Annotated in this window: 24 protein-coding genes; 15 read left to right on the top strand and 9 right to left on the bottom strand. The window is 41.7% G+C overall.

What is annotated here, in order from left to right:
* Positions 1–436 precede the first annotated feature (436 nt).
* The 6 genes from MKP07_RS28170 to MKP07_RS28145 all read left to right on the top strand — a co-directional run bounded on the left by MKP07_RS28170 (position 437) and on the right by MKP07_RS28145 (position 3,868).
* The gene (locus MKP07_RS28170; protein WP_240850558.1) at positions 437–1,060 is read left to right on the top strand and encodes a hypothetical protein; all 624 of its coding nucleotides are present in this window, start codon (positions 437–439) and stop codon (positions 1,058–1,060) included.
* A 494-nt stretch (positions 1,061–1,554) separates the two neighbouring features.
* Entirely contained in the window at positions 1,555–1,824 is a 270-nt protein-coding gene (locus MKP07_RS28165; RefSeq protein ID WP_240850557.1) for a hypothetical protein, read from the top strand.
* 165 nt (positions 1,825–1,989) lie between these two features.
* Positions 1,990–2,268 (top strand): hypothetical protein, encoded by a 279-nt coding sequence (locus tag MKP07_RS28160; RefSeq protein ID WP_240850556.1) that lies wholly within the window; start codon positions 1,990–1,992, stop codon positions 2,266–2,268.
* Between the two features lie 97 nt (positions 2,269–2,365).
* Positions 2,366–3,034, top strand: coding sequence for a hypothetical protein (locus MKP07_RS28155; RefSeq protein ID WP_240850555.1), 669 nt, complete (start codon positions 2,366–2,368; stop codon positions 3,032–3,034).
* Positions 2,983–3,390, top strand: coding sequence for a hypothetical protein (locus MKP07_RS28150; RefSeq protein ID WP_240850554.1), 408 nt, complete (start codon positions 2,983–2,985; stop codon positions 3,388–3,390). Before MKP07_RS28155 ends, MKP07_RS28150 begins: the two co-directional genes overlap by 52 nt.
* Positions 3,391–3,574: 184 nt before the next feature.
* The gene (locus MKP07_RS28145; protein WP_240850553.1) at positions 3,575–3,868 is read left to right on the top strand and encodes a hypothetical protein; all 294 of its coding nucleotides are present in this window, start codon (positions 3,575–3,577) and stop codon (positions 3,866–3,868) included.
* 58 nt (positions 3,869–3,926) lie between these two features.
* Here MKP07_RS28145 and MKP07_RS28140 read toward each other — a convergent pair whose 3' ends face one another.
* Genes MKP07_RS28140 through MKP07_RS28125 form a run of 4 tightly spaced genes read right to left on the bottom strand, consistent with a single transcriptional unit; the run spans position 3,927 to position 5,605 of the window.
* Positions 3,927–4,310, bottom strand: coding sequence for a DUF2931 family protein (locus MKP07_RS28140; RefSeq protein ID WP_240850552.1), 384 nt, complete (start codon positions 4,308–4,310; stop codon positions 3,927–3,929).
* Complete coding sequence (locus MKP07_RS28135; protein ID WP_240850551.1) at positions 4,307–4,609, bottom strand: hypothetical protein; 303 nt, start codon at positions 4,607–4,609, stop codon at positions 4,307–4,309. Before MKP07_RS28135 ends, MKP07_RS28140 begins: the two co-directional genes overlap by 4 nt.
* A 9-nt stretch (positions 4,610–4,618) precedes the next feature.
* The gene (locus tag MKP07_RS28130) at positions 4,619–4,921 is read right to left on the bottom strand and encodes a hypothetical protein (RefSeq protein ID WP_240850550.1); all 303 of its coding nucleotides are present in this window, start codon (positions 4,919–4,921) and stop codon (positions 4,619–4,621) included.
* Between the two features lie 27 nt (positions 4,922–4,948).
* Positions 4,949–5,605, bottom strand: a complete 657-nt coding sequence (locus MKP07_RS28125; protein ID WP_240850549.1) for a DUF4279 domain-containing protein — start codon at positions 5,603–5,605, stop codon at positions 4,949–4,951.
* 57 nt (positions 5,606–5,662) lie between these two features.
* Between MKP07_RS28125 and MKP07_RS28120 the strand changes: the two genes are divergently transcribed.
* Positions 5,663–6,031: a TfoX/Sxy family protein gene (locus MKP07_RS28120; RefSeq protein WP_240850548.1), complete on the top strand. Its 369-nt coding sequence runs from the start codon at positions 5,663–5,665 to the stop codon at positions 6,029–6,031.
* Between the two features lie 67 nt (positions 6,032–6,098).
* Here MKP07_RS28120 and MKP07_RS28115 read toward each other — a convergent pair whose 3' ends face one another.
* Positions 6,099–7,223: a hypothetical protein gene (locus MKP07_RS28115; RefSeq protein ID WP_240850547.1), complete on the bottom strand. Its 1,125-nt coding sequence runs from the start codon at positions 7,221–7,223 to the stop codon at positions 6,099–6,101.
* A gap of 597 nt (positions 7,224–7,820) precedes the next feature.
* Here MKP07_RS28115 and MKP07_RS28110 point away from each other — a divergent pair.
* From MKP07_RS28110 to MKP07_RS28075, 8 genes are all read left to right on the top strand, one after another.
* On the top strand, positions 7,821–8,222 hold the full coding sequence (locus MKP07_RS28110) for a hypothetical protein (protein WP_240850546.1): 402 nt from the start codon (positions 7,821–7,823) through the stop codon (positions 8,220–8,222).
* A gap of 149 nt (positions 8,223–8,371) precedes the next feature.
* Positions 8,372–9,040 carry a peptide-methionine (S)-S-oxide reductase MsrA gene (gene msrA, locus MKP07_RS28105; protein WP_240850545.1) on the top strand — a complete coding sequence of 223 codons (669 nt, stop codon included), beginning with the start codon at positions 8,372–8,374 and terminating at the stop codon, positions 9,038–9,040.
* Positions 9,041–9,296: 256 nt separating this feature from the next.
* On the top strand, positions 9,297–10,337 hold the full coding sequence (locus MKP07_RS28100) for an agmatinase family protein (RefSeq protein WP_240850544.1): 1,041 nt from the start codon (positions 9,297–9,299) through the stop codon (positions 10,335–10,337).
* Between the two features lie 52 nt (positions 10,338–10,389).
* On the top strand, positions 10,390–10,620 hold the full coding sequence (locus MKP07_RS28095) for a hypothetical protein (RefSeq protein WP_240850543.1): 231 nt from the start codon (positions 10,390–10,392) through the stop codon (positions 10,618–10,620).
* A 372-nt stretch (positions 10,621–10,992) separates the two neighbouring features.
* The gene (locus MKP07_RS28090; RefSeq protein ID WP_240850542.1) at positions 10,993–11,721 is read left to right on the top strand and encodes a hypothetical protein; all 729 of its coding nucleotides are present in this window, start codon (positions 10,993–10,995) and stop codon (positions 11,719–11,721) included.
* A gap of 38 nt (positions 11,722–11,759) precedes the next feature.
* Positions 11,760–12,302, top strand: coding sequence for a radical SAM protein (locus MKP07_RS28085; protein ID WP_240850541.1), 543 nt, complete (start codon positions 11,760–11,762; stop codon positions 12,300–12,302).
* 46 nt (positions 12,303–12,348) lie between these two features.
* Complete coding sequence (locus MKP07_RS28080) at positions 12,349–12,819, top strand: hypothetical protein (RefSeq protein WP_240850540.1); 471 nt, start codon at positions 12,349–12,351, stop codon at positions 12,817–12,819.
* A gap of 10 nt (positions 12,820–12,829) precedes the next feature.
* Positions 12,830–13,318, top strand: coding sequence for a CAP domain-containing protein (locus tag MKP07_RS28075; protein WP_240850539.1), 489 nt, complete (start codon positions 12,830–12,832; stop codon positions 13,316–13,318).
* Positions 13,319–13,378: 60 nt separating this feature from the next.
* Here MKP07_RS28075 and MKP07_RS28070 read toward each other — a convergent pair whose 3' ends face one another.
* From MKP07_RS28070 to MKP07_RS28055, 4 genes are all read right to left on the bottom strand, one after another.
* On the bottom strand, positions 13,379–14,608 hold the full coding sequence (locus tag MKP07_RS28070) for a retropepsin-like aspartic protease (RefSeq protein ID WP_240850538.1): 1,230 nt from the start codon (positions 14,606–14,608) through the stop codon (positions 13,379–13,381).
* Between the two features lie 8 nt (positions 14,609–14,616).
* Positions 14,617–15,768, bottom strand: coding sequence for a thioredoxin family protein (locus tag MKP07_RS28065; RefSeq protein ID WP_240850537.1), 1,152 nt, complete (start codon positions 15,766–15,768; stop codon positions 14,617–14,619).
* A gap of 94 nt (positions 15,769–15,862) precedes the next feature.
* On the bottom strand, positions 15,863–16,519 hold the full coding sequence (locus MKP07_RS28060) for a TlpA family protein disulfide reductase (RefSeq protein ID WP_240850536.1): 657 nt from the start codon (positions 16,517–16,519) through the stop codon (positions 15,863–15,865).
* Entirely contained in the window at positions 16,519–17,256 is a 738-nt protein-coding gene (locus MKP07_RS28055; RefSeq protein ID WP_240850535.1) for a hypothetical protein, read from the bottom strand. Before MKP07_RS28055 ends, MKP07_RS28060 begins: the two co-directional genes overlap by 1 nt.
* Between the last annotated feature and the right edge of the window lie 16 nt (positions 17,257–17,272).

Raw genomic sequence — 17,272 nt, 5'->3', positions numbered from 1 at the left:
ATTGCCACGGATGCCGCCTGGATGAGCCAGTCGGACAGGCACAGAAAAGGGAGACAGTTTTGAGCTACGCCTGTCTGTGGCAGCGGAGGGTAGAAACTTTTTATTTGTTAAAGTAAGTACATAAAATTCTCCTGGTTGGGGCATAGTCCGTGTAATAAGAGTTGCGCCTACTCTTAATGCAATCATCCGTGTATTCGTGGCTAATAAGAACTGCGTCGCTATTGCAGGCATTTTGTGTATCATCGGTGCATCTGTGGCTAACATTTTGGCGCCATATATCTCGACTCCTACAAACTATTTTTTATATTCGATACTCAAAAGCCTTTCTCGTTCAATTGCTGTTTAAAAGAGTTTGAAAAAATGAGTACACATATAAAACCTATGCAAATGAAGATGGCAAGAGGAATTATTTTAATAACTAACATATATAATATTAATGACAAACACAAGAGAAATTACCATTTCCAGGCTTTGGGATTTTAACAAACCGCTATCCATTGAGCCGGATATTGAGCTGTTGTTCAAAAGGCCCCGAATCGATTACCGGGTTAGTGAATATGTGTTTCAATTTATAGATGCCGGGATACTGCAGCCGAACCGGGTTTTACAAAAAGGAAAGCATCATTTTTGTTTGGCTTTTGGTATTTATAACCCTGAAATACACAAATTTCACCAGGAAAACCCTTATCAATCAGATAATTCAAAATTTAGTATAGCAAAATATAACAGGAAGGAATATAAGGATATTCAGATAGCTTGTAATTCAACCCTATTCAATGAAAATATCTCGCCTGTAGATTATGCCAAAATTGTGTACGATATGTTTGCATGTTACCTTGTCCAGGAATTCAAAAAAATCACTAAAGAACTAATGGATAGCAAGAAAAACGATTTGGATATAAATTGTATCACAGGTTTTGATTTTCCCGCAAAATTTGAAAATCATAAATACATCTCGGATAATACTTCTATTGAATTTACGCAGAACGACGGGCAAAACGTAAAAAGAAATGAACCTATAATAATTGCGGATATCTATAAAAACAGATATGCCCAATAAATGGAAAAACAGAAATAAAAGAATAAATAAAGAAGAGCCAATAATAGTACCTATCTATAAAATACCGCATTAAACCTTTATTCCTAATCTTGCAGTTTAGTTGTGTAGTAAAAAACGTTCCCTATTCGGGATATGAAAAATTGTACTTTTAGAATAACTATGAGAAATTTAATCGTCGTACTTGGGGCAATAGTCTTTCTTTTCCAATCTTGTACCAGCAAGGACAAGCATCCTGATGTTTTAACCCTGGAAAAATTAATTGAACACGGAGAGGTTATTTTCATCGAGAAAAAGATTCAGTTTCACTCTTCCCTTTCATCACGTTTTTAAATGACTCGGTTTATTTAACGCAAACGCAACATCATAATTACTCCGGGACTAAAAATCCTGTCAGTAATGAAAAAACGGCGCCTGAGGTTGTTATAAACAACAGCTTTGCGCTTAAAAATATATTTAACGGAAAAACCTATATCTCGGAGACTGTAGATTCAAAATTGCTGGTATCCATCAATGAAAAAAATGATGTGATCATAAATAATGTCATGTTTTTAGCCCCCGATTACACCTCAAAAAAACCAGCAGACACAGCGTTTGCAGAGAAAACTACAGATATAAAAGTGGATGAAAAATTAAACGAACTGGATGAGTTTGACAAAAGCATTATCCATAAATGGACGAATACCGGCAGGTTTGGAAACATGCACGAAATGTTTTATTACCAACTTGGAGGAAAAAATTTAAGTCTGCATCAGCGTGTTATTTAATTACAGAAAACGGAAATTATTTCTATAACGGTAACCTGGGAATACTTAAGGTTAAGTAAATAAAACCGGCTGTTTGAGATGTTCCGCTGTACGTGCTACCTCTAAAAAAGAAGCGAAAGGAATTCATAAAGCGAAATTTACGTTTGCTGTTGAATAAAATTGGTTATGGAAAAGTATAAACAAGAACTTGACAGGATCTCGGCTATTCTCAAAAACTTCTATACAGCAAAGTTTACCAGTAGCGAGAAAGAGTACGAAACCAATAAAACCAACAAACAACAAATTAGGCAGTTGGTTGTAAGGATTAAACAGGACCAGGATTTGTCTGGAGCTGAGCAACAATATTTGGTTAATGAAGCATTAATGCTGTTGGCAAAAAATACGGGCAGCGCAGAGGACAGTGAAATTGCAGAACAGATCTTAGATCATCTTTTTTTGAGCTGAAAGTAATTCATCAGCATGACATTGACCGGTTTTATCAATTTAACTCAACACGACGCTGGGAATGAAACTAAAGGTGGAAATATAAAGTATCACTAACATGAAACGAACAAAAGAAATAAAATTAACCATCAAAGGAACCTATGAAGTTAAGGATCATTACTCCTATTATTTATCAAGAATTTCAGCCTTTTTTATGGCATTGGTGTTGCTTTCATGCCAGGGACCTTCTGGTCATCAATCACAAGCTACGAGTACATCCGACACCACAAAAACAACTATTACCGGGGATGACCAGGAAATGTCCTGCGACCAACTCCTGTCAGCCATCGTAAAATCCAGCAATGCCATTGCTTTGAAAAATTTTAGCGATACCCTTGTGAAAGTCCGTCTTGAATATTTTACAGCTGAAAAAGCAAGAATTAAATTGTATGTGATCAGTGATATTTCGGAGGATCCGGCCACTAAAAAGCTAACAGAAAATGCCGTAGGCTGGTTAGAATTCCACAGGGGAACCAGGCAGTTGACAGACATTACCAATGATCCTGATAAGCCATTGGTTTTACGATACGACACCACCCTTTTGCAAAAGAATGATGTCTATAAATTATGTAACGCCGGAGCAGCCATTGCGAAACCCGGAACCGGTTATGAAGAAAGAGATGTGATGCTGGAATCGGATATAAGATTTAATGGTAAACTGAAACGTTTTTTACAATGGCTGAATTTGAAAAAGTATTTGGCAAGCCCGACAGCATACAATTGCTGAAAGATGAAGCCCCCTGCATCACCATTTTTGACACCGAAGCCCCGGATGATAAGTATTTGTACAAAAGTGGCTCGCGTTTTGAAACCAGTAAAGACCGGGTGGCTGTAGATGAGTTTTGGTTTAGGGACGGAAATTTTATCACTTACAAAAACATCCGGATAGATGCCAATACTACGATGAATGATATAAAGCAATTGTTTCCAACCGCTGTAAGTGGAAAGCTTGGTATGGATAAGGAAGGAAAACTCTGGGTAATCCAATTAAAAGAAGATCATGAAGGGATTTCTGACGGGCATATCAAAATATTTTTCAGGGACGGAAAAATATCTTTTATGCACTGGTGGTTTCCCTGCTAGAAACCATTAACTACAATTCTTCTTAAAAAACAAAGATGACAGACATTGTAAAGCATATTAAAGCACACACACAGAAAGCTTACAAAAACTTACCTGGTTACCAAAATATATGAAAGATGGATTATTCGGGAAATATTACCGGTAATTTTATAAACCAGATGTTATTCTAAAAACCTATCCTACTATGCACAAACTTGAACAATATTTTGACAGGAGCAGCAGAATGGGTTGGGATGATCTGGTAAATTGGGCAACTGAAACTTATTGGACAAATTCGGAAACCCAAAAGCTTTTGAAGCAAACATTGAAGAACCATACCGATATAGCCAAAGTGGTATATGCAAGATTTGGAGAGGCAAGCCTGAGATGGATACACAGCAAAGTTCCTGCTCTTGATAAACTAAGTCCCTTAGCATGTCTGGAAACACCAGAACTTATAAAAAGACTAAAAGAAGGGCTTTTAAGAATGGATATTTAGCCCCTGTTGGTATTTTCACCAACAGGTAAGGCTTTCAACATCAACGACTGCTTAGCGCTTACAAACTATCCCGGTACTGAGCGCCGGCTTCCCAGCCGAGCTGCATCTTTGCTTTCAGGCTGTCATTCAAACCCATAAAGCGGTCTTTTATATAAGCCTGTGGTGTCATGGGGCCTCCATAATAAGTATCGTCGCCAGTGGGTATTATGGGGCGAATATGGGTACGTAATACTAGGTGTTCAACCTCGGCCCCTTTCAGCCATACCAGAACATGCCCATCATTGGCAATACCTATTAAAAAATGAATGCCGGGTACATCCCTGCCACGATAGTAGATATCTACGGCTTTTCTTTCAAGTATGATATGATCCACCAGCTTTCTTATAGTGTCCACCGGCAGGTCAATCGTATCCCGGTAAAAATGTTGGTCGCGGTAACTCACGTATTTGAGCACCAGTTTTTCGGGCAGTAGCTCCTTTTCATGCGTTTCCGGAAAAAATAATCCTCCTTCCAGCTGGTTTGAAAGCTATTTACCTCCATATTGCGGATACTGCTTATCTCCCCACTACCCGTTATAAAATAAGCATCTCTTACATAAACCGGGTAAGCAGCCGGCGCACAAATATTGGTGAAATAATAATAACGATCCCAGGCGCGGTAACTAATGACGCGGTACACATGGAAGCCTATTAAGGCAATAGCCACAATAATATAAAACTGGTTGATCCGGTTAAGTTGCATAGCCCCTGTTTAATGTTGAAAAGCTTTACCCAACTGAAAGGCATACCATATAAGCGCGCCATAGCCCAGGGTAAGCAGCAGCACTATTACAAATAACCATTTGCCCAAACGCCCGCCCCTTCCTTTATAGCCAAAGGCAAACACGCCCAGCAATACCGTTGCACTAATACCTGCCAGTAGCAGGTTGAGCGCCGACTCGTCCTCCGAAAGTTTGCCCGTAAGCTCCAGGCATAATACCAGTATTACGTTGAGCACAATAAGCGCTAACGATAGCTGCCTGTTTTTTTGCTGATTCAGTTCGGGTGATTGCATGCTTTTAAATAAGTTTAGATTCTGTTGTTATTCCTCAGGAAATCTTTTTCCGCTTACACACTGGTCAATGTCAATGTTTAATCCCAGGGCAGCCATCCTGGCCATTTGTACCGCAGTAATATGAAACCCGCCAATAAGCCCGTTGCCATTATGAATATCTGATGATACCTGTATATATCCACCTGCCTTTTGAGCCAGTTGCCGGATACCGTCAGCATCCACTTCCAGGCGATCGAGCAATTTTTTCAGCTTATCTTCAAATTCATCTGGTTCGGGGTTAGGCTGTATCTCTATGAAACTATAGCTATAGTTTAGATATGTGTTGGGTTTCTGATCTCCCTTATTCCAGCAATGGGTGGCTTGCAATAAGGTCATGTTTTGCATGTCCCGGAGGGACAGCTCATTAGAAAATGCTTTGAAACTAACCCGGTGGTTTGCTTCTGTACCAACGGAGGTTATTTGCTGAGTAATAGTATCTATATAAACTGCAAAGTAAAACCGCTCACCCACTACTGGTACATACACAACTGCCAGGCCATCTTCGCGCTCCCTGTCAATGCGCGCTATGCTTAATTTTTCATCCAGATAAGCAGGACCATGAATGGCCAGGTATTGCCGGGTAACTTCCCATGCAGGAGTAGCAAATTCGCTTTCGGCAATATGTATAAACTGCTCGTTGTTCATAGTAGTTATGCTGCAAATATCAGTTTATTTTATATTTTAGTGTTATTAACTCCGCCCATGGCATACAATATACAACTGGCAGACCGTGTAAGACAATACCTGCAGCAGAAACCGGGCATTGAAATTGAGGAGAAAGCCATGTTTAGCGGACTGGCATTTATAGTAAATGGTAAAATGTGCGTTAATGTGTCCGGCGACCGGCTTATGTGCCGGTATGATCCTGAAATGGATGCTACACTTGCTGAAGAACCCGGTTACCAACCCATGATCATGAAAGGCAAAGAACTAGCCGGTTACTGCTATGTATCACCGGAGGTATTGCAAACCGCCAAAGCCCTGGCCTATTGGATCGGGCTATGCCTGAGTACAATCCAAAAGCAAAAGCTTCGAAGAAAAGAAATAAGACGTCTGCAATCCGTCATCTAACATCTGCCATCCAGCATCTGTCATCTAAGTTCTGTCAACTGTCATCTAACATCTCTTCCTCCCTCCCTCACCTTCCTTTCATCAGTACATAATCATAAGGAATGGTCTGGCTCAGATCAGCCAGGTACCAGGTGCCCGGATCGTTGGCATATTGTACAAAATCATAAGCAATATCCAACGGCATCTGAATATTACCCAGGTTATCTCCCTTTTTATTAAAGGCGCAAACCATTGCCGTTACCCTGGCTATTTCGCCACCATTGCTGTCACCCACTTGTAATGGCGCATTATAAGCCTTGCCTATGCGAATAGTAGCATTATTATCTTTTAATAAATTGCCTACCCGCTCTTTATAGTAATGCAGAATGGCTTCCTGTGCTTCTTCGCTGGTGGGCCGGTCGGTAGCAGGCTGTAGCCTGGTGTGGTCAAACCGGCGGGCTCGTTCATATTCTTCTTTTACGCCATCGGGTATAAAATCGCCACGTTCTATGGCTGCCTTCCACATTACGGTATCCAGCAACACTTCTGGCGCAGACGTGGCCACATCTGTTATGTTGTTTGCTGCTGCCTCGGCACTTGCTATAGCAGCTTCTGCTTCATCTGCCTCTGCATTTTCGAATGACTGTGGAAATACCCACATACGTAAAGAGGCCAGGTGTTCCGGTACATGGCTCCAACCTATCACAAACTGGATAAATAATAACATTGCAAGCACCAATACTAATAATACTTTCAATAATTTCTTTACCGAGCTTCGCCTGCCCAGGTTTTTATTACGGGGTGTTTCAAATCGGTCATTAAAAAACTGCCGGTCACCCTGCACAAAAGCCTTTACCGTTTGCTCAGCGAAGGCATAATCGCATTGCTGGTGCACATAATCGAGGTACTTACCAGGTTTAGTTGGATGCGGATATTCGTACCGAACCATGTACGCGGGTCGGGTTGCGGGCATATCGTCTTCCGGTAACAATCCTGGGCTGATGGTTAAGGTTCGTTTTTCGCCATTAGCCTCCTGGCTGATCTCGTAAAAATAAAAATGGTGCACCACTTCTTCCAGCCGGTCATACACAGCCTTTTCCAATTGGGCCCAATCAATCTGTTGAAAGAGCTGCCCGGCTTCTTCACCCGAAAGAGAGGAATGGGTTTGCTCGGTTTGTTTGAAAGGATCCTGTATTATTACCGTAAAACGCATGAAATTGTATTTAAACTTTCAAATATAAGGGTGGCACATCAGTCAATGCCGTTCATTTATGATTCGCCAGGCCTGGTTTCCAATTCGTACTGATATCATTACGTCATCCCTGCGGATGGCAGTAGCCGGGCTTCTAAAAGCCAATATTCAAAATACCTACCCTGCTGATTTCCATTGGGCGCATTTCAAATTTTCGCTTATGCTATAGTTCCTTTTGTAGATCCCTTTGAGCCTGTCGGGAAATCTCCAGGGCGATCGCGTCAATTCCTCTTTGTATGAAACAGAATATATCACTGCTACGCAGCTCAGATAACTGAGGAATTATTATGGCAGCTATTAATACGATGCCGCTATGCGGCAATGATCAAAACAATAAAAGCAGCATAGCTGCGATATTTTAGTAGAACAATAATCACAAGGAGGTAGAGCTACATCACAGCGATATATTAATGATTCATCCGCCCGAGGAAATCTCTACTATTTCCGAGGCGCTCCACTTCGAACGTCATGACTTTAGCGAAAATTTGAAATACACCCTTTCCATTTTGCTACGGAATAACCTAATATTTTAAACCTATATTTGAAAAAGACTTCGATATGATCAAAAACATTGGAACCCTGGTAACATTTGCAATACTAATATTGGTAATTGTTATAGTAGCATTGATGTTTGGTATTCCAAGATATAAGGTATGGCAGCAGGAAATGGCCGGTAAAGCTGAAATGGCAAAAGCCGAGCAAAACCGGCGCATATTAGTAGAAGAAGCTAAGGCCCGGCTGGAGGCTGAAAAGCTCAATGCCCAGGCAGAAATTGAGCGCGCCCGGGGTATGGCGGAAGCGATGAAGGTGGAGAACGGCACGCTTAACGAAACCTATAACCAGTATCTATTCATTAGAACACTGGAGAAAATTGCTGATAAAGGTAGTTTACCGCAGATTATTTATTTACCTACCAAGGGGCTGGTGCCGGTGCTGGACCTTAAACAACCCATTCAATAACGGGTATGGGTTTAGATGAAAAAGGCTGAATCACAGGCAAACTAAAACCTTTGGGCGAAAGTAGTAGCCGGTTTAAAACGGGTTTAACATTACCCTGCAAACCGTTGTAAACTTTTAATCGTAGGTATTGTTAGATTAAAAATAAAACAATGCACAAAATTCTTTTGTCGGCTCTTTTGACTATCTTAACTGGCTTTAGCGCCTGTGCGCAGAAGAAGAACAGTAAATTGGAGTCCGTTCAATTTACCGGCCCCGAAAATAAAAAATCAACAATGGAAAATAAGAAAGACACAGCCACTTTTGCTAACGGCTGTTTTTGGTGTACAGAAGCCATTTTTCAGGATGTGAATGGAGTGGAGAAAGTAACCAGTGGTTATACAGATGGTGATACAAAAAATCCAACTTACGAAGAAGTATGCTCAGGCAATACCGGCTTTGCGGAAGCACTACAAATTGTTTACGACCCTGCAATAGTTTCTTTTGATGAGCTATTAGAGATTTTCTGGAAGACCCACGATCCTACCACGTTAAACCGCCAGGGGAATGATGTAGGCACCCAATACCGCAGTGGCGTTTATTATCACAATGATAACCAGAAAGAAAAAGCCAACTACTACAAAACAGCATTGGACAAAAGCGGCGCGTTTAATGATCCGATAGTAACTGAGATAAAACCGTTTCGCCATTTTTATGCGGCTGAAGATTATCACCAGGGTTATTTTAATGGCAACGAAAACAAGAATCCCTATTGTAAGGTGGTGATCAGGCCTAAAGTAGATAAATTTAAGATCGCTTTTAAAGATAAATTGAAAAAATAGCGGGTTAGGCTTGGTTTTTGTTTAAATAAAAGTACGGAGCAAGAAGGACAATATAAAAACCTCACAGGCTAATAACTTGTGAGGTTTTTAATTGAAAATAAGTTTGTTACGATAATCTATGTCAATTTAAATTTCTTTGAGCCTCTCCAAGCCGCATCACCTAACCAGGATTTTGAGCATCATGAAATTAGTATATTTTAATCTCCCTTATCATATAATCGGTGTATCTTGCGGCCCCTTTCAAATTTTTTAAGCTATGTTGGATTTAAAAAATTTCGATCAAAATGCAGTTAGTAACCCTGAAAATAATGTTTTTGGGTTGCCCAGTACAGAAGAAAATGCTGATCTGATTGTTATAAGTGTGCCCTGGGAAGTAACAGTAAGTTACGGATCGGGTACAGCAAAAGCTCCTGAAGCTATTTGCAGAGCCAGTTTGCAAGTTGACCTGTACGATCCTCAGTTTCCTGATGCCTGGAAAAGAGGTTTTTATCTTACCCCCACCGATAAGCAATTACAGTTGAAAAGCGCTTACCTGCGAAGGGAGGCTGAATTGTATATTGATTATATCTCCCGCGGGGAAGAGTTAAAAGCCAACCAGTTCATGTGTAAATCCATCAGGGAAGTAAACGAAGGCGGCGACTATCTCAACGATTGGGTATACAGGCAGGCAAAAACGCACCTGGAGAACGGGAAGCTGGTGGGTTTGTTGGGTGGTGATCATAGTACCCCTTTCGGCCTGTATAAGGCTTTGGCCGAACAACATGATGAGTACGGTATTTTGCAGATAGACGCCCATTGTGACCTGAAAAAGGCTTACGAGGGTTTTAAATATTCGCATGCCAGTATTATGTATAATGCGCTGAATGAGATTCCGCAGATCAAAACCATTACCCAGGTGGGTGTGCGGGATATGAGCCAGGATGAGTGGGAATATATTCAAAGCAGCAACGGTCGGGTGATTCCCTATTTTGACCAGGATATTAAGGAAAGGCAGTTTGGCGGTGATACCTTCCGCGAAATTGCTGCGGAAATTATTAGCAGCCTTCCCGAAAAAGTGCATATTAGTTTTGATATCGACGGCCTCGATCCCAAACTTTGCCCCAATACCGGCACACCGGTTCCTGGTGGGTTTGAGCTGGATCGTATGTTTTACCTCTTTCACGAGATCCTTAAAAGCGGACGTAAAGTAATTGGCTTTGACCTGGTGGAAGTAGGCGTTGGCGACACAGAATGGAATGCTAATGTAGGAGCCAGAGCTTTATTTAAACTTTGTAACGCATTAACTACCAGTAACTAATTAAATTTTATCTCAAATTTAATTAGTTACATGAAACTCGAAAATTATTTTATTGTCCAGCTATCAATTTGTTATTCCTAATAAGAAACTGGTTACTTACCAGGTGTTTTCGTATAGCATTATCCTGCTGAATATAGCGGGCTTATACTTACTTGGTTCGGAGCAGGAAGCATGGGGGCAGGGAATTTACCTGCTATTATTAGTTCTTGCAGTTTTTAGAATAAGCTGGGATTACAGGGCCTATAAAAGAAGAAGCCGCTCATGTCTAATGCATTGTTGCTAGTGACCATTGCACTTCTCTGGAGCCGCACCCCTATAATGCCGGAATCTGGGTGAATCTCCTGCTGGCGGGTCTTTACTTCATTTCAACGCGAAAGCTAAAAATAGACGTTCAGCAAGGCGGTATTAGTTATCCAACATTCCCGGCAAAAATATTCCCTGGTCCGATATCAGCAACCTGATCTTAAAAGATGATATTCTTACCATCGATCTCAAAAACAATAAAATTTACCAGCATGAAATAGAATATGCAGATAATGCGGTAAATGAACAGGAATTTAACGACTTTTGCAGGACAAAGTTAGTTTGACAATTGACAGTTCGCAGTTGACAGTACTGCTGTCATCTGTCACCTGTTATCATTAAAATTGAGTAATTGAAACATAATAGCCTCACATCATCTCCCTATATTTTATACTCTGACGGAAAAGGCAATATTTTCGAGGATACTTCTTTATATGTTACCGGCCGTACCGGCTGGGATGCCATGCCCATTCCTGAGGACGAGTGGATTGAGCTACCCGATGGCGGTTCTTTATACGAGTTGCCGGGTCGCAGAGGTATCGGTATTGATGTAGAAACCGGCGATATGAGGCTTTGTGAAAAAGGTTGGGCTGTAGCGGCTTTTATTCCGCCTGCACATACCGGCTTTTACCTCTCTGCTTACGAAACCGCACCTGACGCGCCTACCCTTCCACTCTTTTGTTACACCGCTGTAGGTTGGCAGGATGAAAAGTTTTATGTGCCGGCCATGCGTATTGAGCAGGACATCAGGCAGGAATGCAGCGGCTTTAATACCGAAAAAGTAGAGACCGGTGTGGAGCACCTGATCAGCGCTTACCCCCATAACAGGCTGGTGAAGCACCTGGCTGAGAATTGTGCCCTTACCTATCATTGCCCGGCCGCCCGTAATTATTTTATGGGCAGATGGGAATGCCCGGTACCCGCATCGCCGGCATGTAATGCGAATTGTGTAGGATGCATTTCCCTGCAGCCTGATGAAGAAACCATCGTTTCTACGCAGGATCGCCTGAAGTTTAAACCATCGGTGGAGGAAATCGTAGAATTTACGGTACCGCATTTGAAACAGCTCCCTTCCCACTGATCAGTTTTGGACAGGGTTGTGAGGGCGAACCGCTCCTGATGTGGGAAACCATCGAAAAGGCAATTATAGAAATAAGAAAGCATACTGATAAAGGCAGCATTAATATCAATACCAACGGATCGAAACCAGATGCCGTTAAAAGATTATGCGAAGCTGGTTTGAACTCCATTAGGGTAAGTACCAACAGCGCGCGTCCGGAAGTATACATGCCCTATTACCGTCCTAATAATTACGAATTTGAAGATATTATTGAGAGCCTGAAAGTGGTGAACAGTTTTGGCGGCTGGACCTCGATCAACTATTTCGTATTCCCGGGTATGACGGATAGCATTGCAGAATATGAAGCCCTGCGCAAACTAATCAAAGACACGAATCTTAAAATGATACAGTGGCGTAATTTTAATATCGATCCCGATTGGTACCTGGGCAAGATTGGCGCTACCGATACCGGTGAATGCATGGGTGTACAACAATTACTACAGGAAATACGCAACGAGTTCCCCGACCTGAAGTACGGCTATTTTAACCCGCCGATGGAGAGAATCAAAGGAAATTACGAGCTGGACTTTGCACATTGGTAGCATTTTTGAAGTGTAGGGTGTACAACGCTTAAACAGTTTTTAGCTGATGAGATACCCGATCGTCGTATTTATTATTTCTATTGTACTGGCAGCCGCCGGTTGCCAGAGAAAATCTGCGCTGGTTTCCAACAATGATCTTACCATCAGCATCAGCACAGTTTGTGGCTGGTGTACGGGTGGAGATTCACTCGTTATCAATGCCGATCAATCAGTATACCGTTACTACCCTTCCTGCGACCAGGCACAAACAACGGAAACTGTTACCGCTACAGATAAAACACTATGGAAAGAATTAAGCGCCCTTGTCAATAAAGAGCAGTTTAATAACATTCATATCAATCTTTGCAATGTTTGCGCCGATGGCTGTGATGTGAGGGTAACACTCAAAGACAAAAATTATACTCATTCCATTTCTTACGGCGGCAGCTCCAACGAGGCGGTTTCAACTATTCGTCCTTTTCTTGAAAAGCTGGAAGCGCTGAGCGCTGCTTATAAAAAAGAACATAAAAAACAATAATCTTCCTGCAATGAAGATCACTGCCCCTATCCTGCTATTTAGCCTGCTTTTTACTAGCTTTAGTTGTTCTACCGCACAATCGGGACAAAACGGCTCCAATTCTGCCAACCCGCGCGACCTGCTGCAGGCAGTTAATAAAATACGTAGTAAAGGCTGTAAATGCGGTGGCGCCAGCATGCCACCTGTTAAACCTTTAAAATGGAATGACCGGCTTGAATCGGCAGCCCAAGCTCATAGCAATTATATGAACAGCCGAAAGAAGCTCAGCCATACCGGCAACCGCAATTCCAATCCCGGAACCCGCATTACTGCTGCCGGCTATAAATGGAGTTTTTTTGCCGAAAACATTGCCATGGGCCAGCAAACTGTTGATGATGTTATGTATAGTTGGCTGAACAGTACGGGCCATTGCAAAAACATTATGAATAGAAATGCTACAGAAATGGGCGCCGCTAAAGCAGGAGCTTACTGGACCCAGGTATTTGCAAGTGGGTTATAAACAGCGCCGATTGAATATGCTTACAGTGTAAAGATTGTTTTTAAAGGTCGATTAGAAAGCTTAGCTCTTTTTCAGGGGAACAAAAGCTACGTACTTTTCCATCAGGTTGATTACAAAATTGTACCTCGAAATAAACCGGATCCCGAGCGAACCATCCGTTCCTGGTCGCCAGGAGGCAGCGCTGGAACCGCTCCCCATTAAGGTAACAGGTAAATTATTTACAGTAAGGCCGGGCAATAGTTTTAGCTGACTGGCTTTTCCGTAAAAAACCGGTGTAGATATACCCATACTTACTGTAGCGCCTGACGAGTCTGCCTTAAATCCATCTACCAATAATTTGTGTTTTAAAACCAGTGGCCGAAAAACAATCAGGTCGTATCCTGCTCCGGTATCTAAAATAAACTTTGCGTCTATTGGCTTTTCTTTTTGCACGCTTAATATGGCATCCATTTGCATATTACCCGAGGATACATCTACCGGTACTCTTTCTCCATTTTGAAAATCATTGAATTTTCCGAAGGTATAAAGCGTTATTTCCTTCCTATCATAGTCTACATAAGTGATATAACGTTTGGCAATGGTATTACCAATAATGCCATCTGTTCCCGACTCCCGGTTACCAAATATGGCAATACTTTGTTGATCAATAGCAAAACCATTTAAGTGCACCGTGTTATTTCGGGATATCGTAATATCAATATTACCGCCTACCACAGAAGCCTGTTGCTGATGAGAAACAACAAGCCCCAATGTATCGGCTAGTGCCTTATGGATCATCATGCCATCTGCGCCGGTATCGAAAAGTAATTTCAAAGGCCTTTGACTTTTGTTAAGCGTAACCGTAAGAATGATAGACCCATTGCGGCTTTCAAAGGGGATGGTGGCTACTTTTCGGCTTTCGGTATTGCGGTTCATCCCATATAATTGATCAGCGATATCGAAGTGCCGCAATTCAAGATTCTTATTAAAGTAAAAATGAGTAACGAAACTATCTGTATTGTGGCCTTTTGCTGATACCAGCCAGGTGGAATCCTTTTGCTGCAGCCGGTCATACACGAGGGTGTTTAATTTATAATTGCTCAAAACAGCATTCAGGTTTTTCAGGGCTGCCCGGCCCATGTAAGCCCCTACAGAAAAATCTTTTGCAAGAAAAGGGCGCATCAGGCTATCTGTATGCATCAAAAATGCGGCGCTCACTTTCTCTATCCTGGCTTTCAATTCAGCTTCCTGTGCCTGTACAGCCACACCCAGGAACAATAAATTGATACCTAAAAAAATCTTCTTTATCATTTATTTTTTTAATTGGTCAACATAGCTTCATAGGCTTTTGTATCCACTTCGTATTTACCAGCCTTTTCAATAGCCAGGCTTACATATTTCTTATAGCCTTCGATATCATTTTGCTGTTTATGTATTTTGGCAATGGCCAGAATTGTTTCAAAAGCGGTATTTTCATCAATTCCCGCTGCGCCCCAACGGCCCAGCAATGAAAGTCTTTCCGCAGTAACCGGTTGCTTGCCGGTAAGTGTACTTACCATTGCGCCATAATAGTTTTTGTATAAAACCGGGTTAACAGCAATAAAACCCAGGAAGGCATCTGTGTTTTTGGCAATACCATTATAATAATGATCTGCCAGTAAAAACCGGATAATCTTCCAATCTTCTGCCGGAAATTTGTTCTCGTATGTCTTCAGGAAGCTGATAAATAATTCGTCGTTACGTTCATTTAGTTTTTCCTTTAAATTGGCAGTAAGAATGTTGGCGGCTTTACCTAGTACAAGGGCGTCCCCGTACAATGCCCGATACCCGTTATAGTTCTTAATAAAGTCTTCCTGTAACTGTGGAGCGGGTTTGCGGGTTACCATAAACAGCATATCGGCTGCTTCCCTGTTAAGTGCCTTTTTTTGAATGATCCAACTGTTGGCAACTGAGTCCTCTATACGCCTGCGTTCTTTGCCGAAATAGTCGAGGTATACCTGTGGATAAGCTACATTTAAGGCAGGAGAAAAGCCCGTGAGATACGTTTTCTGCTGATTTAGCCCCACAGCCTTGGTCATAAATTTCATCAACACGCCAACATCGGCAAAACCGTTAGTAGCGGCAATTAAATCGCCGTCTTTTGACAGTACGAGGAAGGTGGGAAATCCCATTGTTTGATATTTACGCACAATAGAGTCGCCCAATTGCTCTTTCAGGATATCGGTTTTTACACCAATGAACTCATTCGTCAATTTCTCTTTTACCTGTTTATTCGTGAAGACCTCTTTGTCCATAACGGCACAGGGGTGGCAGCCTGTAAAGTATACATCAATAAATATGAGCTTATTGCTTTGCCTGGCTTTTGCAAGTACTTCGTTCCAGCTTGAAAAATGTTGTAACACTTCCGGCTCCTGGGCCTTTAGGTACCCGCACAATAAGAACACTATGAAAAACATGAACAGTTTTTTCATCACTATTATTTTATAATACTATTTGAGAAATAGCGGTAGTTAAACAGCTAACTACCGTTATAGATTTTATGGAACCCGGTATAGATGTACCAGATTAAAGATATTTTTCCAGCAATGGTTTTAGGTCGGGTGAAGAAGGCCGGGGCGCATCAACGGTAACGATCTTGCCTTGCTTATCAAAAACCATAAAACGTGGGATACCTGTAATTTTATAGTATTTAGTGATATCGCTCCACCCACTGGCAAAGAGCTGTATGCCACCCAAACTTTGATCTTCGATCATTTTTTTCCATTTGTCTTTATCCTTTTCCTCATCAACTGAAATACTGACGATTGCCACGTCTTTTCCCTGCATTGCTTCTTCCAGTTTTTTCAGATGAGGAATTTCTACTTTACAAGGTCCACACCAGGTAGCCCAGGTATCGATCAAAACCACTTTACCTTTCAGGTCAGAGAAGGAAACATTCTTGCCGTTTTTGTCCTCAAACTTAAATTCATAACCTTTATCTCCCGGTTTTAAAGTGGCAAGTGCGCTATTGATCTGGAACTCGCGCTGCTTCTGGGTTTCAGTGAGTATATATTCTTCTACGCCGGTTTTAAACTCAAGATATTTTCCGTAGTCTTTTATAGCGGCGGCCTGCTCAAGCGCAAAATCACCCTTTAACGTATCGTTGCTGATCAGCATAAATACGGCTTTGGTACCTTCCAGACCTGTCTTGGGTTTTTCCCCGCTTTTCATACGGTCACGCATCAGGATAGTTGAAAAAGCGCGTATCCCCAGGGATAATTGTATGCCTTTTGGGCCGTAGGGAAAGTATTGTTAACCGACACTGATGTGTAATAATCAGGAAGCTCTTCTTTATCAGGATGGGCACTGCGCGGTGTATTTAAAAAATTGACAGCAAAAAATGCCAGGTCGAGGTTTACGATATCTTTTAAAGCCGCTTCAAACTTTTTGTTACCGGTTGCTTTTGGCACAGCTAACCAGGCTTTGGCTTTAGGCAATAAGCTGTTTAGCTCCGGGAAAAAATCTACATAAGTGCTATGACTCCTGTTAAAGTAAATAGATTTCCACTCTACCGCCCAGGACATTTTATACCACTGGGTCAAAACCTGGTTCTCTTTAGAATTCAAAACGCCTGTTAAACTATAGGCCGTATCATTGATGGAAATACCCAGCTTATCTCCGCCTTTTAGCCAGAACTTGTAATTACCCTGGGGATTGACATTGGTTCCTGTGCCTAGCAAATACAAACCTTCGTATTCCGGAAAAAACTGGAATCCGAATTTCCCTTTGCTATTAGGCTGCGCAGTAGCAACAGGCTTACTTACGCCGTCTTCTACTTTAAAGAGTTTTACCTCCGCAAATTTTTCCCGGGCAAAAGATCCCTCAATGGTAACGGGCTTTTGCGCGCTTGCCGATAAAGAAAGCCCCAGCAGCATTGCCGTTGTGTATTTTTTACGGAACATTTTTTTATAATACATCATAAACGCTTTTATTGAT

The sequence above is a fragment of the Paraniabella hibiscisoli genome, from assembly GCF_022512515.1.
GTDB classification, from domain to species: Bacteria; Bacteroidota; Bacteroidia; order Chitinophagales; family Chitinophagaceae; genus Niabella; species Niabella hibiscisoli.
The sequence above is the reverse complement of the archived record's forward strand: the minus strand, read 5'-3'. Positions and strand labels throughout refer to the sequence as shown.